We start from the raw sequence: 25,895 nt of genomic DNA, 5'->3' as shown, positions 1-25,895 counted from the left end.
TAATAGTATGATAATCGAAGTTTATAGAACCACTGATCAACAATTAGCAGCAGGATATTTTGATCGTAACTGGCAAGCGTAAATCTTGGATAGAAATTTAAACAGCTTTAGTAGCATCGGTAAATGAATAAATACAGTCTGATAATTTGCTTCGTCTTTTTTTTGGGACAATGTGTTCTCGGCATCGATCTTTCGAGATATAGGTTTCATTTGATGCCCGAAACTTCCTATTATGGCGGTATACAAAGCATCGCAAAAGATAGTTTAGGGCGTATTTGGTACACAGGACCCGATGCGCTCTTCATGTACGATGGCAATAGTTTTTATCAGTTAAATGATATCGTCTCTTCGATCAAACCAGCGCAAAAATGGGGCTATGGTTCTTTAATTCGGGATAAAAATGGAAATCTGTTTCTAGCTTCGGGGCAAGGCTTATTAAAATTCGATTACGAACGGTTTTCTTTTCATGTCGTGGTTCCCGGAATGATCCGTTCGCTTTGTGTACATAGCGATGGTCAGGTTTACATGCTATCAAACAATAGCATACTACGCTATAATCCGCAAAATAAACAGACAGAAAGCTTTTTATTGCCGAAAAACAAGTCTTTCCAAAATATATTGAGTGCTAAAGATCAGGTGTTTCTAAGCCAAGGCGCTGTCGTGTATCAAGTTGAAATGGCAAAAAAACGCCTAATACAGTTTGCGGATTTTGGTAGTACGACAAATCAGGTGAACGATGCGATCGCGTACGGGGGGGTATATTATTTTTTAACACAACGAGGGGGAATCCATGTAACAGATTTAACAGGTACCTTAAAACAGAAGATACCAGTAAGCGTTATGGGAAATTCATCCGTGTTAACCAAAAAATTATATTTGGACCAAACCGGGGTGATCTGGGTGGCTACGCAAGCTGGACTGTATCTTTATGATCCATCCAATGAAAGCAGCAGCACCTTGCAAATGAACTTGAACGATGCTTATTCATTACCGAATAACTCGATATGGACAATTTATCCAGACCCGGACCAAGGGGCCTGGATAGGTACTTACGGGGGTAAAATAGCTTATTGCTCGCTTTACGATTCCCGAGTACGTTACTTCAAGCCCAGTCCAGGGGGGCTCAATCACCCCATAGTCAGTAGTTTTCAGGAAGATCATCTGGAAAATATATGGATCGGTACCGAGGGGGGGAGCCTGAATTACTGGAATAGAAAAAGAGATCAGTTTAACCCTCCAGAAAAATCGCAGGGTAGTTCGTCGAGTCCCCATATGATTAAACGCCTGAAATTTGATCGAATGAGCAAAAAACTGTTGATTTCAGCCTATAACGGCGGTATCGGCAGTTATGATGTGGACAAGCAGCATTTCAGCAGTTTCAATTTCCGCTCTCCGGAGAGCCAGCAACCACTCACCGTTTATGATTTTGTAAACGATAAGGAAGGCACCTGGTGGATGACAGACCCCGATAAATCATTTTTATATCGAAAGAAGCCCCTAGGTCCTATAGAGATGGTGAGCATACTTGATGCGCAGGGCAAAAAATTGAACCTCGAAGTCGAAGCATTGTATGTGAATAACCAAGATCAGCTCTGTTTAATTAGCCATCAGGGATTTTTTGTTGTAAATCCCCATACGTTAAAGATATTGAAGCACTACGTGCTCAAAGATGCTTCCTATTCAGCAAATTACCTGTGTAGTTATACAGTGACTTCAAATGGCGAAGTATGGTTGGGAACATTGGGTAAAGGCGTAAATGTACTCAAAAGAGATGGGACATATGTCAACTATAGTGTAAGAGACGGATTCCCGGCAAAAATGGTATTTGGCATATTAGAAGATGTTGCCACGAAAAATATCTGGTTAAGTACCAGTGATGGTCTTTTTTGTTTCAATTGGAAATCCAGTAAATTTGAGAAAGCGAGATTTTATCAGGAAAATAACATTGGTTCATTTTATATTCATGCCGCTTACAAAACTTCCAGGGGTGAAATGCTGTTTGGTGGTACCAATGGATTTCTACTTTTCGATCCGGCGTACCTCAATAAAAATCTTCAAAAACCGAAAGTTTTTTTTACAGGATTTCTGGTCAACAATAAACTCGTGAAACCAGCGGATGGCTCATCAGTTTTAACGAAAGACATTGGTAGTCTTTCCAATCGAAAAGAAGACAAGATAAGGCTCTCCAGTAGCCAGTCTAATGTAGAAATTAAGTTTTCTGCAAATAGTTATTTATCCGCAGAGAAGAACCAGTTCGCTTACCGGATGTTGGGGCTAGGTGAAGACTGGCAAATCAGTCATGCCAATCAGAAATCTGTACAGTTTCTCAACCTTCCGGGCGGAGATTATACCTTCGAAATCAAGGCTTCCAATAATGATGGGCTATGGGGCGATCAAATATCACGATTATATATCCATGTCGATCCACCATTTTTCTTGTCCTGGTGGGCATATTGCTGCTATGCAGCACTTTTTTCTGCTCTGCTCTTTTTCATAATGAGATATTACAGCAATAAAAGAGTGTTTAAAGAGCGATTAGCACTCGAGCGTTTAAAAGAACAGAATATGCAAGAGCTGAACCAGGCGCGTACCGACTTCTTTACCAATATCTCACACGATTTAAAAACACCGCTAACCTTGGTTTTACAGCCGCTTAAGCAACTCAAAGATACTATTGTATCCAACGATACTGCTTTGGTATACATGGATTTAATAGAGAAAAATGTATCCAGAATACAGCGGATGATTAGCCAATTGCTGCGCTTTCGCGAAATAGAAAGCCAAAAAATTACGCTCAATCCGCAGGTTGGTGATTTTATCAATTTTGTTAGGGATATATTTGGCCTGTTTGAGCTCTATGCCAATAAAAAAGGTGTTGAAACCAATATTTCCGCATACAAGGACAATTTATATGTTGCCTTTGATTACGATGTTATCGAAAAAATATTGACTAATCTGTTCTCCAATGCCCTAAAATATACACCAGATAATGGGTATGTGGGCGTACGTATCTATAGTGCAACAGCAGAAGAAAAAGAACGGTTTCTTTCGTTAAATCCGACGGAAGTCGAATACATCTCCATTGAAGTTATAAATACCGGTGATTGTTTTTCTGAAGAACAGATCGCGACGCTTTACACTTCTTTTAACCGCTTATCTTCTCATAGGCCAACTTTTGAAGAAAGTTCAGGACTTGGACTTGCTATTGTGAAAGAACTGGTAGATGTGCTTGAGGGTAAAATATGGATGGTCAATAAGACCGATAAAATTTCATTTACCATTTCACTACCGTTAAGGAAACAGGCCGGGGCAGGCGACATGCAGCCTAACGTGTATGATTACACCGTTTCTGAAATCGACGATATTATCACGCAGGATACTGCAGCCCCAGAAACGGGATCGATCCCTATAAAAAAGACAGATAATATCCTGCTCATTGAAGATGACCAACAGCTGCGAGTCTATCTGGAGCAGCGTCTGGCCGAAAAATATAATGTGTACACGGCGAGTGACGGGGAAGAGGGCTTAATTAAAGCCGAAAAAATTTATCCGCAACTTATTATTACCGATTTGATCATGCCAAATCGCAACGGCTTGGAAGTATGCCGTAGCCTTAGACAAAATTTTAAAACTAGCCATATTCCTATTATTATGATTTCGGGTACGGGAGATGACAACCAGCATAAAATAAAAGCATTGGAATATGGCGCCAATGTGTTTATTGATAAACCGTTTCATGTTGACTATTTGTTGCAACAGACGGAAACCATTCTAAGAAATCAGCGGGAACTAAAAGAAAAATACAGCAAACACGTTCAGGTAGATCCCTCCAATGTAACCGTCACCTCCATGGACGAGGAACTGCTGATTAAGGCCATTCAGGTCATTGAAGAAAATATTGACAATGCCAGTTATTCCGTGGAAGATTTTGTGGCTGATATGAACGTCGGCAGAACCATCCTTTATCAAAAAATACATGATATTGTGGGAATGTCCATCAAAGAATTTATTTTGAATATGCGGCTGAAAAGAAGTGCTTATCTATTAGAAAAATCGGATTTGACGATAGCGGAAGTTGCTTACCAAACCGGGTTTAACAATGCCAAATACTTTAGCGTCTGTTTCAAAAAACAGTTTGAACTGAGCCCTTCAGAGTTTAAGAAAAAGGTTTCCAGTGGAAAGAAATAAAAATACAGCCAATAGTTGACCGATATACCCTTTCAGATAGGTGAAAGGCAATTCTATATTTTTGAAATCCTAATGATCATGAAAATGACAATTTTTATAAAAACGCTTCTGCTTACATATTGCTTTTGCTTGTTTAACGTGATTTTTCTGACAGCGGCTGTTACCCAAAAGGTAGATGAGACTTCTATCAGCCCCAATAAATACAAAAGTGGTTCCCAGTCAGAACGTATACAAAAAGCCATAAATGAAGCAAAAAAGTCGACTGGGAAAGTTGTTATCCCTAAATACGATGCGGTAACGAAAAAAAGTGTCTGGCTCATTGATCAGGCCATTTTGCTTCCCGGCGATTTTGAACTTGAATTGAATAACTGTACCATTAAGCTATCGGATAAATGCCGGGATAATTTTATTCGTTCGGCAAATTCAGGGCTGGCAATTAAAGATATAGCACCCGCAAAGAATATCCGGATTATTGGAAAAGGAAATGTTCTTTTAGAAGGAGCTGATCATCCCAGAGCTACCGGTGACCATAATAAAATCTTGTCCTTAAATCCCCGCGGATTTGGACAATCTTATGGTACCGATGCAGGTAAGCCCGGAGAGAACCAGAAAGGTGGATGGCGTAACCACGCCATTATATTGGCTTACATTGATGTATTTGAGGTTAGCGGCATAACATTAAAGGATTATCATGGACACGGCCTGGTATTGGAGCGCTGTACAAACGGTAAGGTAAGCGATATTACTTTTAACGTAAGGCAGGCAGTAACTGTTGATGGAGTAGACAAACAGATTTTGAACCAAGACGGCATGGGCATACGTTTTGGCTGTAAAAATATTATTATTGCGAATTGCAAAGGTAAAAGCGGTGACGACTTTATTAATATCGGGTTGACAGATACCGGAGTGGGAGCGGGTGAAGAAAATGTAAATGTGGTAAGTGGTTCGATTTATAGGGGCGAAATCGACAACATCTCAACTATTTATCTCCAGAACTGGCAGGACTTCTATTCAATTTCACACCGATCCATACGGATTATGCCTGTAGGTAAACTCCGTATAAGTCATGTTTTTATCGAGAATATGGTCATCAGTCCGCTAGCACAACAAGGTTTGGTGGTCGAGTATGGCGAGCATGTGCAGGGTTTATTTGTACGAAATTTAATCAGTCATCAACCTATAAAAGCCAAAGGTATCTCCCAGGCCAGTTTCCGCGATATCATTTATAAAGGCCGGGGTGAAGCTATCGATGTGCAACCAAGCGATACTGTTATCTTAGATCAAATAATGCGTATAAAAAACGAATAATAAAGCGCTCCTAACCTCCATTTTACAGCGAAAAACACATGTTTTTGCCTTTTGTACAAAATCAAACCATTTTCGTACAAAAACGAACCCTACGAATTGTTGATGATTATAGTTTTGTCTTAACCAATTTTAAAAAAGCAAAATATGTGTATGAAAATTCCTCCCGACCAGGTGATTAGGCTCACGCAGGGTAATCCGAACTTTACAAAAATCGATAGCAAGGCGCAACGGAATTTTAGGTTTCGTCAATAAGAACGAAAACGAAGTCTTGCCCTCGGCATTGCGCATGCATTTGCAGCAATGAGATATTATGTATCACAAAATTTAAATTAAAATCCAAGCCTATTGAAGCAGACCTATTTTAAACTCATATTCTTTACGAGAAAGGGAAAGTAAAGAACGCAAGTAAATTTTAAACTAACCATTATAAATCAATGATACAAAAGATACATATCTGGCTCAGGAGCTGGATAATGAGTGCTACCCTATCGGTAGTGGCGACTAATTATGCTTATTCGCAAGCAACAGATCAACTAAATGTCAAAGGTCAGGTCACCAATGATGCAGGAGAAGGACTTAAGGGTGTTTCAGTCATGATTAAAGGGGCGAAAACCGGTGTTCAGACAGATGCAAATGGCCGTTATACCATTCTGGCGCCACGCACGGCTACGCTACTTTTTACCTACATCGGTTTCAATAACCAGGAATTAAAGGTCAATCCATCAGGAATCATCAATGTGAAGATGTCAGGAAATAATGTACTGGATCAGGTTGTGGTTGTAGGGTATGGTACAGCCAAGAAGAAAGATTTAACGGGAGGCTTGGCCGTGGTTGGAAAAGAGCAGTTAAGCATGGTATCTACCTCAAACCTGATGGATCGCTTGGTGGGACAGGTTGCCGGTTTCTCTATTACGACCGGCGAGGCTGCGCCGGGAGCATCACAGACCCTGTTGATACGGGGTGAAAATTCGATATCGGCCAACAATAGTCCATTGATTATTTTGGATGGTATTCCCTACAGCGGATCCCTGGCAGATATCGATCCCAACAACGTCGAAAACCTTTCGATCTTAAAAGATGCTTCAGCTTCGGCCATCTACGGCTCGCGTGCGGCCAATGGGGTTATTCTGATACAAACCAAAAGGGGAGCGCTGGGTAGAGCTCAGGTAAACTATAAAGGTTTGATCGGTATGGCCGAGCCTATGCAACGCATCAATGTTATGGGACCAAATGAGTATATCCGCTTTCAACAAGATATTGCCCGAATTAGGCAGGGCTATACTGGAGCTCTATTAGATCCTATCGCCGGGGATATTATTAGCGTAACAGAGCGCGGTAATTATGCGAAAGGTATTACGAACAATTGGCAGGATTACGTCTTTCGAAAAGCCATGACCATGGATCATCAGCTGAGCATTTCCGGTGGTACAGAGAATACAAAATATATGGCTGCCCTTGCAGCTTTGGACCAAGAGGGTGTGGTATACAATTCTAAGTTGTCCCGTTTAAATATTACCACAAATGTGGATCAGACTTTTAATAAATGGTTAACCACGGGTGTTGGCCTGCAATATACCCGGAAAAGCGACGGTGGTATTACGCCAAATTTGGAACATGCCATAAAACAAAGTCCTTATGGGAGCTATAAAGACGAATCGGGGAAGTATGTGCCCGAGCCCATGGAGTATTCATTGATTGTCAATCCGATGCGCAACGTCAATGCGATTCAGGATAGGTATAATAACAATTTCTTTCTTTCTGGCTATGCCAATATTTTGCTGCCGGTAGAGGGTCTTTCCTTACGATCAAATTTTGGTTATAATTATCGGAACGGATTTACTGGAACCTATTACGGGCGCAATACTTTTGAAGGCAGGGATCAGGGTGCGCAGGCCGGAGGTAGTGCTTCCATTAACAATTCCAATTATAACGATTATACCTGGGAGAACCTGCTCAAATACGAGCGGCAGATCGGCGATCATCGTTTTGATGTGACGGGTTTATTCAGTATGCAAAAAACGAAAAGCTGGTCAACAGCCCAGAGCGGTGCAGGTTTTGTAACCGACGATACCGAATACTTTATGATCGGTTCGGCCAGCCGTCTTGTTTCCAACAGCGCTTCCTTATCGGAATCTGCGATGCTGTCATACATGGGCAGAATAAATTATGCCTACAAAGGCAAGTATCTATTGACCCTGACAGGACGTACAGATGGAGCGTCTGTATTTGGTGTCAACAATAAATACGCATTTTTTCCTGTCGCAGCGGCGGCGTGGCAAATCGGGGAGGAAAGCTTCTTAAAAGATCATGTAACATGGCTGGATATGCTGAAAATCCGCCTTTCTTATGGTGCCAACGGTAACCAGGCGATTACACCATACCGCACGTTAGACCGCTTATACTCCAATGTAAAATATATCTGGGGCGATGATGGTACTGCCGTTACGACAGCCTATTTGGCCGGTGATGGTGTGGGGAACCCTAATCTGAAATGGGAAACCACCTATTCGACCAACCTGGGGCTGGACTTTCAGTTATTTAATAACAGATTGGGAGGAACTATCGATGCCTATCTCTCTAAAACGAAAGATTTACTGATGACCCGCACTGTACCTATCATGAACGGGTATAACCGGATTTGGGACAATATCGGCGCCACCCAAAATAAAGGTATTGAAGTCACCTTAAACTCGACGAACGTGAAAGGAGAAAATTTTCAATGGAATACGACCGCTGTGTTTTCCTTAAACCGAGACAAAATTGTCGAGTTGAGAGGGGACGGTATCGATGATATTGCCAACAACTGGTTTATTGGTAAGCCATTACGAGTATTCTACGATTATAAAATGATCGGTGTATGGCAAAATGGGGAAACCATTACTGTGGATGGGGCAGCACCCGGAGCTGCCAAGCTGTACGACCGCGATGGTAACGGCAAGATAGAAGCGAGTGACAGGGTGGTCATCGGATCTAAAAATCCACGCTATACAGCATCTTTAGCCAATCGGTTTTCTTACAAAAATTTTTATGCATCTGCGTTGGTTACCGGGGTTTTTGATGTATGGCGCGATGATCACATGGCCAATCTTGGGGCCTGGACTTTCGGGATTACCAACTATGTACACGATGCCAATTATTGGACACCGGAGAATCCCAATGCGACGATTGTTTCACCCGGTTATCTCAATCCATTAGGGCACGGGTACTATAAAAAGGTGAGCTACGTGCAGGTGAAGAACATCACTTTTGGCTATAAATTACCACACAAAATTGCTAAAAAGGTAGGTGTAAATGGTATTGATATAAACGCTAGCGTGAACAATCTGAATACTATTTCTAATATCAGAGAGGTACTCAATTACGACAACACCTGGATGGCCTCCTATCCGACGGCACGTTCGTACATGTTTGGCTTAAATGTAAACTTCTAATCGAATGGACATGAAAATGAAAAATATTATCACAACAAGTTTGGTACTTATCGTATTGTTTACCTTAGGAGGCTGTAAGAAGTTTCTGGAGGAAGAACTGAAAACTGAGCTGGCCCCCTCCAATACCTATACCAGCACCTACGGTTTCGAGGTGGGGAGTGCTGGTTTGTATGCACTCACACGTTCAGAATACAATACTTATGGCGAAGGGGGCGCCTTCATCCATAATGGTGCCTGCCCATACGAAGCCTTACAGGTATCTACGGATATTGCCGATGCCATTAATAGCGATGGCTCATTGACTGCTTTTGCCAATCTGACATTGACTGCCTCCGAGCGTTTTGTAGGAACCTACTGGAACTGGGCTTATAATCTTATTTCATCGGCAAACCTCATGTTGGTTTATTCCGAAAAAAACACCAATTGGGACACGCCGGAAGATAAAGCACGCTTCCAGGCCGAAGCCCGTTTTTTTCGGGCTTATGCTTACCGTACTCTGGTTTATCTCTATGGCGATGTACCCTATGTGGAAACTATTCTGTATGATTTTCAGCTTAATTTTACCCGTACACCAAAGGCCGAAGTCATCGGCCACATGGTAGACGACCTGAAGTTTGCGGTGGATAACCTGCCTACAAATCCGGACGACGTCAAAGAAGGGAAGTTGACCAAATGGGCCGCAAGTCATTTGCTGAGCGAAATCTACCTGTTGCAGGGCAATCATGCCGAAGCAGAAAAGGCAGCATTGGCGGTCATCAATAGTGGTTATTATAACCTGATGAAAAACAGATACGGCGTAAATGGCAGCAAACCGGGCGATGTATTTAGCGATTTATTTCTGGAAAATAACCAAAATAGAAAAAGTGGCAATAAAGAAAGTATCTGGGTATTGCAGTTCCAGTTTAATACCATTGGCGGCGGTACCAATTCGGATGACTGGACCCGTAGGGCTTGGATACCGAACTATTCGACGATTACGGGATTTGTTTTGGCCGACACATTGGGTGGTCGTGGTATTGCCCAATTAGTGCCTATGAAGTGGTGGGTAGGTACCACAGGTACCAATGCTACAGGCAATGTCGCTGGTATTTTCGAAGTAAATGATATCCGTAATTCAGGATATAACATTAAACGCAACTGGTATTACAACAATGCGAACGAGGCTTCACTATATGGCAAAAAAGCTAATATTACCGAGCAGACCTGGTTTACGACAAAAAGCTTATTTCCGGCGATTACAAAATTCTTTTACGGGCGTACCGAAAATTTAAGTTTGACCGGTAGTTATAAAGACCGTATGAAATTCCGTTTAGCCGAAACTTATCTGTTGCTTGCGGAAGCCTATCTGGGACAAAATATGCCGGATAAAGCTGCCCAAGCCGTCAATGAGGTGCGGAAAAGGGCAGGAGCGTCCGAAATTACGGGCGCTCAGATGAATATGGATTTCCTGCTCGATGAGCGTATCCGCGAATTAGTTGGTGAAGAAAGCAGAAGGTTTACCCTCGTGCGTACCAATACTTTGGTGGAGCGGGTCAAAAAATATAATAATGCGATAAAGGATAAAATCACGGACAACAATATCCTGTGGCCTATTCCACAGGTAATCAGGGATGCCAATACAGGTGCACCGTTCCCGCAGAATCCGGGTTATAATTAATGTTTATGGGAGGCTGTCCGAATCCTGATCGTATTTTCGGCAGCTTTCCACCTGATGAAAAAAGTAGTTGTGCGAGTCAAACGTATGATTCTATCCAAAATATTAGCAAAAATATAAATCAATGAAAATTATCAATTATTTATACAAAACCTTATTTCTCTTATGCATGGTGCTTTGCCAGTTATCCTGCAAACAGGAAATTCAGGATATACCCAAAGTCAATGAAACGATGGAGCTTCAGCCTTCGTCGGAAAACATTACGCTGGACGAGGTCAATTTGACCAAAGATATTGTCACATTTAACTGGAAGCCGGCTAGGGTTCAATCAGATGATCATTTGGTCAGCTACAGTACGATGCTGGATGTGGTGGGAAACAATTTTGGTACCGGTACAGCGATATTCAACTATGAAGACGATAACGTATTTAGTAGAAGCTTTACCTCTGAGCAATTACAAAATTGGGCAAATGAAAAGTGGGGCATACCCGCAAATAAGAGCTTTACACTGGAATTTAGAGTCGTTGCACAATGGGAGGGGGGCGCTACTTTTGAGGCACCCGAAGTACGGACCGTAAGAATTACAGTAAACCCCATCAAAACGGTTGTTTTTGATGCCGATAGAGTGTTTTTAAGCGGAAGTGCCGTTGGCGGGAGCAAGGTGGAGATGCCAAAAACATTGGAAAATCTGGATCAGTATGCTTATGTATTGAATTTACAGCCTGGTGAACTCGAAATCCCGGTCGAATTTAACGGTGAAACCAATTATGTCGTAACCGCCGATGGAAGCGGTGAGCTAAACGATGGAAATGCTGTTGGCATTAAAATGAGAGAAAATGTGTTCTCCTGGAAAATAGCAACTGCGGGCGAGTATCGCGTTGTGGTTAATATGCAAAAAGCGACCGCAACCATTTATTCGCCAGCGAAAGCACTTGCTCCTAAAATCGTGACATGGACAGGAGACCAGCTTTATACGACTACCGTAACCGATTTATGGATGCACGGAAGCATTAATGGCTGGGGAACTCCGGTGAAGATGGATTGTCAGGTAAGTTTGGCGGATCCGCAGGTTTTAGTCTATACCGGCGGTAAAGTCGGGACCACGAAGTTTATCGTAACCGGAGATAACAGTAATAACAAAAATCTGGCTTATGCTTTTAGTGCTCCGCCTACAACTGCAGGTGTGGCTCAGACCCTGACGCTTACCTTAGGAAAAGTAGCAGAATTGGGCGGCGGTACCGTCGGCGCCAACCGCAATTCTTATTTCACCATTCCGGCGACGACCAATGTGCTGATTTTTGATTTAAGGAACATGACAATTCTGGCGTTAAAACGGTAAGCCGTCGTATAAAAGCGCATAAATTAACTTTAACATTTCTGAAAGTGAAAAACAATACAAACTATAAAAAAGCCTGCCTCAAAGCAATTGCTGTTATGCTTTGCTTTCTAGCAGTTTCATGTAAGAAAGATGGTGCCGATAGTGAAAGTGCACTATCTGGTACCTTGGTGAAACCCAGCTACAACCGCAGTTCCATGTTTCGTAACCCTTTAAACGGCTGGGTTATGTATGCTTCAGCTTCGGGGACTCCTTCCTATTGGGACACCCAATTCTATGTACCTGACTTAGGTAAAACGGTCAAAGCAATTGACTATGCATCTGCCTGTTATATCCGTACCAGCTGGCGGACTTTTAATCCTGTAGATGGCGTATATGCCTGGAGGGATCCCAGCACGGCAATCTATAAAATGATCAAAGGGGCACAAGATAAAGGATTGCCAATCGCCTTTCGTATCGTGGTCGATGGCCGCGATCAAGGGGCAAATACGCCGCAGTTTGTGTTCGATGCAGGCGCCAAGTATTATGTTGCCAATGCTTCTTTTCCGGATAGAAAAACACCTGTGCTGCAAGATCCTGTTTTTAGGAAATATTATAGCAAGCTGATCGAAGAGTTGGCGAAGGATTTTAATGATTTAAATAAAACCTCCTTTGTCGATGCCTACGGACTAGGCTTGTGGGGTGAAGGGCATAGTGTCATTTACGAAGATCCTAATAATCCATCCGGCCAAAACATTGAGGTGATCAAAGAAGAAGTCGTTGATTGGATTTCGGACGTGTATTCGAAAAACTTTACAAAAGTGCCCTTGCTGATCAATTATCATCGCGTAGTTGGCGACCCTGCGGGCAATGGAGCTCCCAATCCTAATTCAGAGAAGCTGTTGAATAAGATGATCAACAAAGGGTACAGCCTGCGTCAGGATGCCTTTGGAATGACCGATTATTATCAAAGCTGGGAGAAGAATTTTGCCAAGGTCTGGAATTTTAAACGTCCGATTATTATGGAAGGTGGTTGGATTACGACTGGTACACATCGTTACTGGACTGATCCAAGCGGTAAATATAGGCAAAACCATCCCGAAGATGTTCGGCAGGGCGAATTTGACAGCTCCTTGGAAGCTGCTGTAAACATGATGGATTTCCGTATCGGTGAAATTGAAAGCTGGTTCACCAAATCTTTTACCTTATGCCAGCGTTTTATTTCTGAAGGTGGCTATCGTTTATATCCCGATCGTGTTTATTTACCGGAGAAAGTCAATTCGGGGACAGAAACGACAATTAACCACCGCTGGCGGAACATGGGCTGGGGATATTTTCCGAACAATATTCCCCAGTGGAATTATAAATATAAAGTAGCTTTTGCACTCCTGGATGAAGAAAACAGAGTGAAAAAAGTATTTGTTGATGACAAAGGAGAGCCCTCCACCTGGCTTAAGAATAATCCAGTCGCATACGAGTTGAAAGCTAATGTTGATGTACCTGCCGGAAACTATACCTGGGCCGTTGCCATCGTAGATACAACAAATGAAAATCAGCCGGGAATAAGGCTTGCCGTAAATGGCGATATAACTGATTCTGGATGGTTAAAACTATTGAAAGTACAAGTACAATAAATTTCTTGATGACTCTCGATCAAAAGCGAAATCATCGGATGTTTTTTTATGTCAAAAGGGCCTGATAATTGATCAGGCCCTTTGTTTTAGTGTGTACTTGTACAGTAATTTTTATGATCCTTGCGCCCTCTTTGTAGGTTTATTATCTAATTTTTATATGCTAAGTCGCGAGTTATTGGCCTATATGTAGCTGAAATTTGAGGAAACAAGTTATGGTTTCTGTAATGTATTCTTTTTATACCTTCAATAGAATTGACAAAAACAATAGCGATTAAACTTTGATCTAGTTTGCAAGATGATTTAGACCGCCTATCGTATCAGTGAAGAGGCGGTTGTGATATCAGAGTTATTTGACGAAATTATACAGGACATGACATATCCATCCTGTTTGACTTTGAGGTACAGATTAGCGCTTGTTACTTTTTTGCTTACGTAAGTGTGTTTGATATTAAATTCGACTTTTCCTGAACCATTGCTGTTGGGTAGGACTTCGATCTGCTCATTTGGACTTTTTAATTGAAATGTTTGCGTAGCATCTAAATAGCCAGTCCCATTTTCAATTTTTTGTAGGGTGTATTTGGTTTTTACCAAAAATTCCTGTTGATCTGCTCCTAAGACTGGAAATGCCACTGTTTCTGTTTTTTCAACGGAATCACCAACTTTCATTGGTTTATTTGGCGTTTTATCTTCAAACTGATTCTGTTCCATTTCGGTTTTTAAATGTTGTTTTTCCAGGGAATCTAGCGTGTTGTTTACGATCGAATCAATCTTTGTTTTGCCATTTTCATCGTAATAGCCATATATCGTAGAGCCACTTAGCGGAGCCTTTAAAGGAGTTATTTGCTCGTTAAATTTCATGCTAGTCTCTACAAAAAGTATTTCTGTCTTATAGGGAATTATCTGCTTGACTTCTGCACCTGTAGAGGTGGTCGATTGGACCTTATTATTTCCTTCCAGATTCATTGTAAAGGGGAATAGTCCCTCCAATTTGCCTGCTGCTTTGGTTTGATATATACCCGTTGTCTCGTACTTTAATTGTGGTTGAGGAAGGTATTTAAAGACAAAGGATTCCTGTGCGTTAACGTACTGCAAAGCAACTAAAAATAATAATGTAAAATAGTAATTCATTTTTGAATTTGTTAATATTCACTAAAGTTAATCAATGGCAATAGTATTTTTATTGCTTAGTACGGTATTTTTTTTAACGCTCGTTTTCGCTGTTCTTCGAGCTTTAGTCATCCTGGCTTAAGTCTTGGTTGCTTTTTTACGTCAAAAGGGCCTGATGTTCAACCAAACCCTTTGTTTTAGTGTTTATCTGCATAGTAATTTTTATGTTTCTTATCGTTTCCTCTTTTTTGTTTCATCATCCGATGTTTTTAAAGACTATTGGATTTTCACTGTACGGCGCCAATTTTTATGTTGATCCTTTCTTTATAAAAGAAAGGTAGCTTGCAGCCATTGTGTATAGTAAGAACAACAGCCGATTTGAAGTCGTTTTGGTCCTCAATGAAGCAAAATAAAACAATGTAATTGGCTGGAACCTTTAACAATATTCATGCGGGGCAACTTTTGAATTTGTAGGAAATGATTTAGGTATTATGCAAAGCGGGGCCTAAGCCCCACTAAAATTTTTGTAATTATAATTCGAATGAAATATAATTTGCAGACTATATTCCCAATTCACCATGGGCAAGCATATGTCTGTAAATCGTTCTGCAGTTGTCGAAGAAGCCTGAACAGGAATTTTCAACATAGGTTTGCGAAGTGAAGGTATCAATCACTTCGCCACTACTATTGTAGACTGTTAGCGTGTAAACACACTTTCTTAGAAACTTTGCATTGCTTTCTTTTGTTGATTCGGCAACTTCCACTTTGTTGGTGTTTTCGGCTACTGCCGAAGTACTTGTTTTTACTTCTGCATTTTCTTTGGATACTTTTGTGTCAGTTCCTGCAAAAGCCGCTGTCGATAGCGCAGCTACGGCTACCAAACTCATCAAGAACTTTTTCATTGTTTTTAAGTTTTATTTGTTAAATAATGCATGCCTTTTGGACATGTTTTAATTCTCTAATACTAAAATAATCACAAGAAATTTGACTGGGCTCAGCGATTCGTATTCGTTAGAGTTGAACTAATATTCGTGCTTACTTGGTTGATATTTAGTTTACTTACACCAGCTGTCAGCCTATAGCAATCAATGGATCGCTGATTTCCCCTCGTCGTTCCATCCATTTGCCGAATTTTTCTATTCTGTTATTTTAGAGCTCATAGTTCTGCCGCATAAAATTATTTTTATATAATACGCCGAAAATACATTTGTAGTCTCCATGGAGTAAACGGTTTGATGTACACTTTTTTTCCTTTTGGCTTACCTATTTATGATATTAAATTCTCTTCGGTTAATGCTCCCTGAAATGTAGTAATAACACTTCTAAAGCAAATAACTGCAATAATCACGGGAAGGATACTTTCGTTGGATAATAAATATTGCATTTCAGTTTGTTGATCAAGAGGCTTTTCGTAATTTAAGTGTCACAAACACAGTTATAAACTATTTATGAAAAATCTCTACTTGATTCTTTTGGGATTATTTTGGCCTATTCATGTCGTATGGTGTCAGTCGTCTATCGTCTATTTAGGCCTTGATAAAGGGCTTTCCAATGATTTCGTTACTGCGATCTTTCAGGATGGGGAGGGATTTATGTGGTTTGGAACATCAAATGGCTTGAACCGTTACGATGGGTACGAATTTAAAGTTTTTAAAAACGATCCATTGTCTAAAAATACATTGCCTGACAACCGGGTGACAGCTGTCGCCGAAAGTCCTTCGGCACAACTATATGTTGCGACCAAAGGTGGACTAGCAGTGATAGATCCCAATCGCACACAGTGTGAGCAAGTTTTGGTGACCTCACCTAAAGGAAATAGGCCCCTAAATTTTCCGATTCATCAGATAGAGAAAGATATTCTCGGCCAATTGTTTGTACATGGTGGATCTGAAGGACTATTTAAAATTGAAGAAACAAAAACGGGAAGTGTCGCCCAAAAGATACCCTTACACTACGCTGGCCAACAGCTGCCCTATTATCGTGTTTCTGCTATTTGCAAAGCAGTGGATGCGGGAGTATGGGCATTCATAGACCATGTTGGTTTGGCTTATTACGATAGCAAAAAACACCTTTTTTCAATCGTAAAAACAGTTGATTTCCAGTCGACAACGATGGCTGTAGCACCTACAGGAGATATTTGGTTTGCCAGCAACCAAAAAATTATCTGTTATCATATAAAAACAGGCACTTTTACGAACTATAATTACGATACCTATAGAAAAGCAGTCGTTAACCTTTATTTTGGAAAAGACAAAAAGCTATGGATATGTACAGACGGCAGCGGCATACAGAAATTTAATAGCATGACGCGAACGTTTGAATATGATATCGGATTTGACCAACAGCAATTAACCAGTCGATCTGTTTTTGCCGTACTGGAAGATGCGGACGACCGGCTATGGATCGGTACATTGAGAGGTGGGGTTAATATTGTGGATCCTGCAAAAAGAAGGTTCCATACATTTAAAATTAATCCCAATAGCCAACAGGTAAATACTGCCGACTTTATTTTATCGTTCGAGCAAGCCGATCAAAATCATATATGGATCGGAACTGATGGGGATGGATTATACAAATGGAGTATATCAAAAGGTAGCTTGGTCCATTATCCCTATTCAGCGCATAAGGATGTTAAACCCGCTTTTATAACCTCATTAATCCAACATCAAAATGACCAGTTGTGGATTGGAAGTTATGATATGGGAATCGTCAAATTAAGTCCCAAAACTGGGCAGGTAAAACATTATACCTGCTATTATCCTAATTCTCAATATGTCAATAATGCTGTATGGCGTTTATTTAAAGACAGTAGGGGTACGCTTTGGGCTTCAACACTCGCCAGTGGAAATGTCTATTACTTGGATACCATCGCAGATCAGTTTAAACACCTCAATTTGCCGATAAACGATGTGTTAACTTTTTTTGAAGACAAGGATACTGTTTTGTGGATGGGATCGTGGAGTGCCTTATTCCGACTAGACTTGCGTACGATGAAATACAATAGCTATCACATTGGAAGCCCAATTCGTTTTATCCAACAAACAGAAAGCGGTTTTCTTTGGCTTGGCACAGAGGGTGGTGGACTTTTACATCTGAATCTAAGCTCGATGAACTATAGACGCTATACCGAAAAGGATGGCCTTGTTAGCAATACGTTGTTGAATGGCTTACAGGATGCACAGGGTAATATGTGGATGTCCTCACTTGATGGACTCTCCAAAATGGATGTACAAAAAAAAACATTTCAAAACTTCTATCAGTCAGACGGTCTCCAGAGCAATCAATTTAATTACAACGCTGCCATTAAATTACGGGACGATCTGTTGATTTTTGGTGGTATCCGTGGGTTCAATTTATTCAGACCGCAGGATATATTTTTTAAGACCAGGTTTCCCGCATTAAAATTGACCCGATTGAGCATTGGTAATGTGCCATATGGGCAAAGTGAAGCGTATAAGCAAATCTCTTTGAACGCTGTTCAAAGCTTAAAAATACCGTATGATAAGGCCATTTTATCCTTTTCTTTTGCAGCATTGGATTATAGTTTTTCGGATAGGATCGACTACGCCTATTATTTAGAAGGTTGGGATAAAGATTGGAATTACGTCAATAAACAGCGGACTGCTTATTATTCGAATCTCAGGGAAGGCAAGTATAAATTGCATATCCGATCGAGTAACGCAAATGGCCAATGGAATCAAGCAGAACGTGTTATTGACGTGGAAGTTTTACCCCCTTGGTATCGAAGTATATGGGCATATATCGGGTATCTTTTGCTGCTTGTTGCGGTCATCTATCTTTATAATAGGTATCGGGAGAATAAGGATCTATTGCTTTTTAAATTAAAGACGGCCGAATTTGAACGGGAAAAAGAGCACGAGTTAATCGAAGATAAGCTGACATTTTTTACCCATATCGTCCATGAAATTAGGACACCACTGACACTCATTGTAAATCCCATCAAAGACATTGTCAACAAATCAAAAAAAAATATGGGCGAGTCAGAGGAACTGCTGTCTGTTTACAATCATTCCAAGCGATTGTTAAATCTTGCAGATAAACTTCTTTTGTTTAGAAAATCCGATGGAAATTTTGATGAGCTTGCTTATACAGTATTTGATATCATACAGGTTTTGCGGGAGACATTTGATTCTTTTAGGCAATTGGCCAATTCTCGAAATATCAGTTACGCATTTGAGACTGATATTGAAAGACTAATCTTAAATGCAGATTATGAAAAATTGGAGATTTGTTTTATCAATCTACTTCAAAATGCACTTAAATATACGATAAATGGCGGATCTGTCTGTATTAAAGTGAGTCGTATAAACCAGGAACTAAGGTGTGATATCATTGATTCGGGACAGGGCTATCCAACTCAGCTAACGGAAGAAATCTTTAAACCTTTTAAACGCAATTTTAGTTTATTTAATCATAGTGCTGATGGTTTTGGAATCGGACTGTTTTTTGTGAAAAAATTCATTAATCTACATCAAGGTAGATTGGAATATCTTGCAAATCCGCATGCTGGAGCAACTTTTTCAATTACATTACCGATTACCCAGGCCAGTTCATCAGCTGTTGTGGACCGCGTCGAATTACAACAAACAGCGACTGGATATCGTAGTGCCGTAGCCGGAGAGCAGCCCGAACCTTCAGCTTCAACTTATCCCGTGAAAAGCCAGGCACTTGATGAATTGTATGAAAATGATTTGCAGGAGAAAATATTGATCGTCGACGACAGTGAAGATATGCTAAATTATATTGCTCGTATTTTTTCTGACAAATATCAGGTTGTCAAAGCAAATAGTGCTGAAACGGCATCAGCCATTTTAGAGAAATTAGAACCAAGTATTGTCATTAGTGATGTAATGATGAGCGGAACTTCCGGAATTGATCTCTGCAAACAGATGAAGAGCAGCATAAAGCTAAGTCATATACCTATTATCTTGTTAACAGCAAGTGCGTCTTTTGATGTCAAATTAAAAGGCATAGAAGTTGGTGCAGATGACTATATCGTCAAACCTTTTGACAGGGAGCTACTCGTTGCACGTGTAGAAAGTCTAATTGAAAATAAAAATAGATTACATACCTATTTTTATAGTGAAATTACCTTGCAGTCCAAAGACCATAAAGTTCCGGCAGCTTTTAAAGATTTTTTGCAACGGGCAATAGCCGTGGTTGAAAAGCACTTATTGAATGAAAATTTTACGGTAAAGATGCTTGCCGAAGAGCTCGGGATGAGTCATTCCAATATGTATAGGCGGATAAAATCTATCTCAGGCAAATCTGCCAACGAATTTATCCGATCTATTCGGATGCGTCGGGCTGCGCAATTACTTATAGAAAACAAGACTAACATTAATGAAACCGCTTATCAAGTTGGTTTCAAAGATATCAAACATTTTAGGCAGCATTTTTCCAAAATTTTTGGTTGTTCGCCCTCAGAATACCGCAAGCGCTACAGCCATCTGGGAAGCGTACCTACTAGTATCGGTTAATCACCTGAGGCACTTAAAATGCAAAAGAGAAGAAAAACGGTAGCTATTTAACATACTGCTGTTTTTCTTCTCTTTTTTTGTGGCTCAGTTATCCGCTAGTAAGCGCCACTGTGACTGGTCATGCCGTCTTTCCGCATTGCTTCTATGATCAGGCAATTGTATACGTAATCCCAGCTTGAACTGACTTCTGAATTTTGATTTAAACCATAGGGCCACCAGTGCATGCTATCGCCATTTATAACGGCTGATTCGTCCGAGTTGATCATTTTTAACATATTGTTGGCATTTGCCAGACTATATTTGCCATTGATAATCGCTTGTGACCACCAGCTTGTCGTCCCGGTACCGAGGGTATGGTTCATCTCATGCAACATGGTACGGATATTTTGGTAGCCCTCGCTGGCACCAAATCGCATCCAGCCCTCGTTATTCGCGTCGGCTGTCGGAACCCCGGGGTCGTAGTTGAGGTAAACATGTTTGGTGGCCGAAGTATAATTATTGGCATACCAGACCGCACTGTCCAGAGCCACTTGCAATCGTTGGTATGCAGCAAGTTGTTGCGCTGTTGGATTGTCGACTTTATTGAATGTATAGGTTACTTTGCCCTTGGCGATTGTATGGAAGGAAATGTCGGGTCCGTAGCTTACGCCTGTTTCATTGATCGCATAAGCGCGTAAATGATAATTTGTACTCGGGGTAAGATTGAGCATGCCGATTCGAAATTTGCCCGTGCCTGTTGCAGCATTCATAACCTTATGATCAGTGACCGTCGGTTTTTCCTGTAGGCCCCAGCATAGCCCTCGTTCAGTCACAGCGCCACCACCACTGCTGATAATATTGACATCGTAGTAAGCAATTGATGATCCTACAATAAAGATGGGGTTCGTCCCGAATGTAACCGATTGGATATCGGCAGTGGTCAATACCTGTTGTTCGCCATAAGCAATTCCGCCCTTATTTTTGGCGTAAGGTCTAATGTAATAGGTTTGTGAGGGGGCAAGGGCTGTTAGTGCCACAGTAAATTCACCAGAACCTTTACTGGAAGTTGCTTCCATCGGATTGTTGTCGATTGTCGGATTCGGGTCTTTGTTCCAGCAGATGCCACGACTGGTAACAAGTGCACCACCTTTGTTTAGCACTTTTCCTGTAATCATAGCACCTGTAGTCGTGATATTGGAAAAAGCTAATTTACCAAGCGTAGCAAGTGCGATATCATCTGTTTTTTCTGTAGGCTTTACTATACTGCTTTCGGGAGTAGCCTTTTTACAGCCTGCTAAAGTGCAGGCTGTAAAAAAGACATAAAAAACTAATCTATTCATCTATTTTGGTTATAATTTTTCAAAGATCATATTGCCAGAGACTTTAAAATAAGAGCCGTCTGATGCGGTTCCATTCATGTTTCCGAGAAAACCCAAGGTTACAGGTCCTGCTTCTGTTACGGTAAATTCGAATATTGCACTGCTTCCAGATAGGGTTTGAAAGCCTAAGGCTGTATTCAAGGCTGATTGATCGGGCAAGGCATTGCCTTTTGCGGCGATGAGGTGAACGACACCGGCGCTGCCTTTGTCAATCTTTGAGACTGTAAAACGATATTTTCCGGGCTGTAGGTTGGTCGTTTGATAAATCTTACCATTTACAATTGGCGCTAAGTTGGGTGAGGGTGAGGCCCATTGCCACCAACCTGCTTCCAAAGATAAACAGGCTTTTTTATCCCGAATCTCAATTCCACCATAATATTTTCCATCTGCTGTCTTGAAGTTCTTTGCCGCATCATTGACAAGCCACACCGCCGGAGTGCCCCAGCGATCACCGCCCATGGCAGAAGTCTCGAAAGGAAAGTTCATGTTTTTTAGATAAACCTCCTTGGGCGATATATTTGCGGAATAGTTCGTGTAGAATGTATCTATACTTAAAGAATCCGGGACAAACAATGTACGATAGCGGAGTGGTTTGCCAGGGAGAAAATCCGATAGAATACTTTTACCTAACTTGATAGAGTCTCTTTGAACAACTAATTTACCTGACGTATTGGTATACTCAACTTCTGTAAACTGAGCACCACTTGTCAGATCGATTCCCCCCCAATTGACGGTGGTTTTTTGATCGCCAGCAAAGTAGTCAACAGCATACATTGGTCTGTTGATAAGTCCCGAGCTGAACCGTTCGCCATAAGATACGCCAGTTTTAAAAACGCTTAGCGACTTATTGCCTTGGGCATCATAGGTGATAAGTTCAAAATTATGTACTCCTTCACTTATTTTCAGTGAAATTTTTAAGGTGTCTACGCCAGCCGTACGATTGATTTTTAACTCAGTCGAATCTTGCCGATTATCCCAGTATATTTTGAGGCGATCTACCTTGGGGTCGGCCATAAATAATCCAGTGATATAGACGCGCTCTTTACCAGAGAAGACCTTGACGGAATCAATTTTTCCGGTGTAGGAAATTTCACCGCCTTCCAGGTACTTTTTATAATCATCACTTTTTGAACAGCAAAGGAAAGAAAGCATGGCCATGCTAAGCAAAGACATGATAAAGAATGTTTTAATATGTGCTACTTTCATAATAGTCTAATTGATAATAAACAAGTTGTATTAACGTGGATCGCCATAAACCTGTAATTCGGCGATGGACATAAAGGACGATCCCTGCCAATTTTTAATGGTTTTGATGCGTAGATAGCGGACCTTCGGTGCACTGATATCAAAGTCAAAGCTTAAACCCGAATTGGCAAGTTGATAGTCCTCATCTGTTTGTTGCCCCATGGGTAGTCCAGAAGGCTTTTTGCTTTCGAAGGTACCTAAGCGCGTCCAGTTGTTCCAGCTTCCGTCTGAAGGCGGGTTGTCCGAACCCCATATTTCAAAAAATCGCACGTTCCCACCATAATAATACATACGGCCACTGTTGGTGTATTCTGGATAGTCCCAGATCACAATGCGGCTCATTTTGGCCAACTTACCGGTATCAAATGTGACCCATTGTGGGCCATTGACAGTGACGTCAGTCAAAGATATATTGGGCCAGTTCCAATTGTCTCCGTCCCACATCTTGGATAGTCCGGTGGAAGTATATTGCTGTTTGGCGTCGGTGGGTAATGTAACCGCAGTATACCGTGATTTGGGAAGTGCCTGTTCAAACAGCGGGGTCAAAGTCGTCACAAGCGTATCGGTAAAATTCATGTATTTGTCTCTCACGGTAATCGCAAACTGTTTGGGATTTGGTGCAAACCCACGGATGGTACGTGAAATCTGTTTAGCGGAAGTATAGATGTTGTCTACAGAAGGTACCCATTCACCCAACGAATCGACCATCACCATCACGGTGAGATTTTTCTCAGTCTCGTTTTCGGCAGTGATCCGAATGCCACCAAAAGCTGGAATGGCCTCCAGACTCCGAAAGGTATTCCAGATGGGATTTTCTAAAGGCGTTACGGAGACTTCGATAGGCGCCGAACTGATTTCACTTCTATTTACGGCATAGAGCTTGATCGAATGCGGATTTGTATCTGCAAAACCTTCCACGAGAAGTGTGTTGTTATAGTAGGAGGATTTCACCTCCATTTCTTTACCTGATTTTAATTGATAGACGGCTTTGACATACAATAGATCCTGATCTTTTGGTAAGGTATAGGTAATACGTGCGGCCCCGGCCAGGTTTTCTACCTTCACATTACTGACTTGCCCCGGTGCAGTACTGTTGACAACAGGAGCGACTTGAATTTCTTCTTTGCAGTTTTGGAATAAGATGCAGAACAAAAATATGGTCTGTATCAATTTTCTGTTTATGTTCATTTCTTTATGACTTTAAGGATAAAATTGAAAGGACTACCAGCCTAAATTTTGTGTCAACGAAGGATTTACCGTTAATTCACCTTGGGCAATTGGCCAGAAATAATCTCTAGGGGCCACAAATGTCTGCTGAAACAATGTTCTTATCTGGTAATAATCTGCACTGATCTCCTGATTTACGCTCCATCCGGTAATGTTCTGATTGAAATATTTAACGGCCAGTTTCCAGCGCCTTAGATCCCAATAGCGTTTTCCTTCAAAGGCCAATTCGATCATTCGTTCACGCTGGATAATTTCGCGAAGACCTTCTTTGGTCGTAGGCTTGTCTGGGTTTGACGAATACTGGCTCCAAGACGTTAGGACACCGGGGATCCCAGCACGTTCACGTATGCGGTCTAAATACGTGTAAACATCAGCTGAAGGACCATTGGCTTCATTCAACGCCTCAGCATACATCAGATAAATATCGCTTAGGCGCATATCTGGCCAAGGGTAGGATTTATAACTGACACCATTGCTACTGAAAGCTTGTTCCCAATTCACTAATTTTTTAAGGAAGTATCCAGTTTCATTGATCCACCCATGGTTATTGGCACCAGCCGGCTGATTTAGCTTCGCCTGTACATAATACGTATCCTCATCCGATAGGCTTTTGGTATCAAACTTGAACCAGATGCCGCCGTCAAAACCCAGGTCAGCATAAAATCGGGGCTCGCGGTCGAAGTTTAGACGCGCTGTAGTATACCCTTCTTTGATATAATACCGATCTGCAGCGGTAGCCGCGCGTAGACTCGACTTGTCGTTAAAATCGAGGGTTTTATCCTCATTGATGGGGACACCATTTTTTGTGTAAAACATTTCTGCAATTTTCAGCGGTGCGCTGAGGTGTTGTCTTGCCGTACCGACCACTGCTTCCGGGGTTAAGAGGGGCATCGCATCCCGCTGTATATTCCATGCCTGGTAATTGGGGTTTGCCCAGATGTGTTCAGCAGACCAACGCTCATTGAAGCCCAGGTTGATGCCCAGCACCTGTGCGGTTGCATCGCTCATTTTAAACTGTCCATATTCGGCCTTATTGAAAGGGAAGAAGCGGATGCCCGCAGCATCGGCAGATTCAATTGCCGCTTTTGCAGCTTCCGCGGCCTTCGTCCATTTGGAGGCCTCATAAGTTGGATTAAACAGCTGTTCGCCTTTGCTATTGCGCATGGCCTGATAATCTGTATTTCCATTGAATAGGGGACTTGCGGCAGTCAGCAATACCTCAGCCTTTACAGCCTGAATGATGGGTTTGGTCACCCGTCCAAGTTCCGCGGCCTTATTGGGGATAATTAAAGGAACAGATTTTTGTGCAGCAGAGTCCAGCAAAGAAACAATGTAATTGACCACCTCATCGACAGGGCGCTGTTCTACCCGTACAGCAGACTGATCTGCGTCAAGTGAGATGTTTTTTTCGACAACGGGAATTGGTCCATATTGGCGGAATAACAAATAGTGGTAATAAGCTTTTAGAAACAATACTTCTCCAATCCATCGCGAACGATCATCGATTGAGAGATCAGGTACCTTGGACAGATCAGAAACATTTTCTAAAAAGATATTGCAATCTCGGATAGCGATCCATAAACCACTTCTCCAGGAGTCTACAAGTGGTTGATTGACATTCTGCCCGCCGCGGGCGATACGCCAGTTATTCGCCGGATAGATTTCCCGCTGGGCAACAGGTAGCCATACCTCATCGCCGGCAAGAAATCCAATATTGCTTTGGGCATCCGAATTATTTGGTAACCACGAGTAGCAGGTGAAGAGAAATTTCTCAGCTTCATTTCGTAAGGAAAAGGCATTGTCAATTGTCGCCACGTTGTCCGGAACGACATCGATATAATCTTTACAGGCAGAAACTCCAAAAGCACTAAACAAGAGGCATGCGATATAGGTTGCTGTCTTTTTCATATTTTTATTTTTCATGATT

At 41.5% G+C, this 25,895-nt stretch carries 13 protein-coding genes; 7 read left to right on the top strand and 6 right to left on the bottom strand.

Going from position 1 to position 25,895, the window contains the following annotated elements:
• Positions 1-213: 213 nt before the first annotated feature.
• From OK025_RS01700 to OK025_RS01675, 6 genes are all read left to right on the top strand, one after another.
• Positions 214-4,188 (top strand): response regulator, encoded by a 3,975-nt coding sequence (locus OK025_RS01700; protein ID WP_317668078.1) that lies wholly within the window; start codon positions 214-216, stop codon positions 4,186-4,188.
• Between the two features lie 138 nt (positions 4,189-4,326).
• Positions 4,327-5,496 (top strand): glycosyl hydrolase family 28 protein, encoded by a 1,170-nt coding sequence (locus OK025_RS01695; protein ID WP_317668077.1) that lies wholly within the window; start codon positions 4,327-4,329, stop codon positions 5,494-5,496.
• 434 nt (positions 5,497-5,930) lie between these two features.
• On the top strand, positions 5,931-8,927 hold the full coding sequence (locus OK025_RS01690; protein ID WP_317668076.1) for a TonB-dependent receptor: 2,997 nt from the start codon (positions 5,931-5,933) through the stop codon (positions 8,925-8,927).
• A 16-nt stretch (positions 8,928-8,943) separates the two neighbouring features.
• A complete protein-coding gene (locus OK025_RS01685) occupies positions 8,944-10,584 on the top strand; it encodes a RagB/SusD family nutrient uptake outer membrane protein (protein WP_317668075.1) in 1,641 nt (546 codons plus the stop codon).
• Between the two features lie 121 nt (positions 10,585-10,705).
• Positions 10,706-11,920 carry a SusE domain-containing protein gene (locus tag OK025_RS01680; RefSeq protein ID WP_317668074.1) on the top strand — a complete coding sequence of 405 codons (1,215 nt, stop codon included), beginning with the start codon at positions 10,706-10,708 and terminating at the stop codon, positions 11,918-11,920.
• A 44-nt stretch (positions 11,921-11,964) separates the two neighbouring features.
• Positions 11,965-13,530 carry a DUF4832 domain-containing protein gene (locus OK025_RS01675; RefSeq protein ID WP_317668073.1) on the top strand — a complete coding sequence of 522 codons (1,566 nt, stop codon included), beginning with the start codon at positions 11,965-11,967 and terminating at the stop codon, positions 13,528-13,530.
• A gap of 309 nt (positions 13,531-13,839) precedes the next feature.
• Here the strand turns inward: OK025_RS01675 and OK025_RS01670 are convergent, their stop codons facing one another.
• Entirely contained in the window at positions 13,840-14,658 is an 819-nt protein-coding gene (locus OK025_RS01670; RefSeq protein WP_112373557.1) for a hypothetical protein, read from the bottom strand.
• 539 nt (positions 14,659-15,197) lie between these two features.
• Positions 15,198-15,539 (bottom strand): hypothetical protein, encoded by a 342-nt coding sequence (locus tag OK025_RS01665; RefSeq protein WP_317668072.1) that lies wholly within the window; start codon positions 15,537-15,539, stop codon positions 15,198-15,200.
• A gap of 546 nt (positions 15,540-16,085) precedes the next feature.
• Here OK025_RS01665 and OK025_RS01660 point away from each other — a divergent pair.
• Positions 16,086-20,138 (top strand): two-component regulator propeller domain-containing protein, encoded by a 4,053-nt coding sequence (locus OK025_RS01660; RefSeq protein ID WP_317668071.1) that lies wholly within the window; start codon positions 16,086-16,088, stop codon positions 20,136-20,138.
• A gap of 95 nt (positions 20,139-20,233) precedes the next feature.
• Here the strand turns inward: OK025_RS01660 and OK025_RS01655 are convergent, their stop codons facing one another.
• Genes OK025_RS01655 through OK025_RS01640 form a run of 4 tightly spaced genes read right to left on the bottom strand, consistent with a single transcriptional unit; the run spans position 20,234 to position 25,876 of the window.
• Positions 20,234-21,457 carry a hypothetical protein gene (locus OK025_RS01655; RefSeq protein ID WP_317668070.1) on the bottom strand — a complete coding sequence of 408 codons (1,224 nt, stop codon included), beginning with the start codon at positions 21,455-21,457 and terminating at the stop codon, positions 20,234-20,236.
• 9 nt (positions 21,458-21,466) lie between these two features.
• Positions 21,467-22,702 carry a DUF4998 domain-containing protein gene (locus tag OK025_RS01650; protein ID WP_201670357.1) on the bottom strand — a complete coding sequence of 412 codons (1,236 nt, stop codon included), beginning with the start codon at positions 22,700-22,702 and terminating at the stop codon, positions 21,467-21,469.
• A 30-nt stretch (positions 22,703-22,732) separates the two neighbouring features.
• Complete coding sequence (locus tag OK025_RS01645) at positions 22,733-23,929, bottom strand: DUF5000 domain-containing lipoprotein (protein WP_317668069.1); 1,197 nt, start codon at positions 23,927-23,929, stop codon at positions 22,733-22,735.
• 33 nt (positions 23,930-23,962) lie between these two features.
• Entirely contained in the window at positions 23,963-25,876 is a 1,914-nt protein-coding gene (locus OK025_RS01640) for a RagB/SusD family nutrient uptake outer membrane protein (RefSeq protein WP_317668068.1), read from the bottom strand.
• Positions 25,877-25,895 lie beyond the last annotated feature (19 nt).

It is taken from the genome of Sphingobacterium sp. UGAL515B_05 (genome assembly GCF_033097525.1).
Taxonomy (GTDB): Bacteria; Bacteroidota; Bacteroidia; order Sphingobacteriales; family Sphingobacteriaceae; genus Sphingobacterium.
Note: the sequence above shows the minus strand (reverse complement) of the source record. Positions and strands in the feature narration are given on the sequence as shown.

Excerpts from the sequence above, each read along its gene's own strand:
- OK025_RS01700 (WP_317668078.1), top strand. The coding sequence starts at position 214 with ATGCCCGAAACTTCCTATTATGGCGGTATACAAAGCATCGCAAAAGAT.
- OK025_RS01690 (WP_317668076.1), top strand. The coding sequence starts at position 5,931 with ATGATACAAAAGATACATATCTGGCTCAGGAGCTGGATAATGAGTGCT.
- OK025_RS01685 (WP_317668075.1), top strand. The coding sequence starts at position 8,944 with ATGAAAAATATTATCACAACAAGTTTGGTACTTATCGTATTGTTTACC.
- OK025_RS01680 (WP_317668074.1), top strand. The coding sequence starts at position 10,706 with ATGAAAATTATCAATTATTTATACAAAACCTTATTTCTCTTATGCATG.
- OK025_RS01670 (WP_112373557.1), bottom strand. The coding sequence starts at position 14,658 with ATGAATTACTATTTTACATTATTATTTTTAGTTGCTTTGCAGTACGTT.
- OK025_RS01665 (WP_317668072.1), bottom strand. The coding sequence starts at position 15,539 with ATGAAAAAGTTCTTGATGAGTTTGGTAGCCGTAGCTGCGCTATCGACA.
- OK025_RS01660 (WP_317668071.1), top strand. The coding sequence starts at position 16,086 with ATGAAAAATCTCTACTTGATTCTTTTGGGATTATTTTGGCCTATTCAT.
- OK025_RS01655 (WP_317668070.1), bottom strand. The coding sequence starts at position 21,457 with ATGAATAGATTAGTTTTTTATGTCTTTTTTACAGCCTGCACTTTAGCA.
- OK025_RS01650 (WP_201670357.1), bottom strand. The coding sequence starts at position 22,702 with ATGAAAGTAGCACATATTAAAACATTCTTTATCATGTCTTTGCTTAGC.
- OK025_RS01645 (WP_317668069.1), bottom strand. The coding sequence starts at position 23,929 with ATGAACATAAACAGAAAATTGATACAGACCATATTTTTGTTCTGCATC.
- OK025_RS01640 (WP_317668068.1), bottom strand. The coding sequence starts at position 25,876 with ATGAAAAAGACAGCAACCTATATCGCATGCCTCTTGTTTAGTGCTTTT.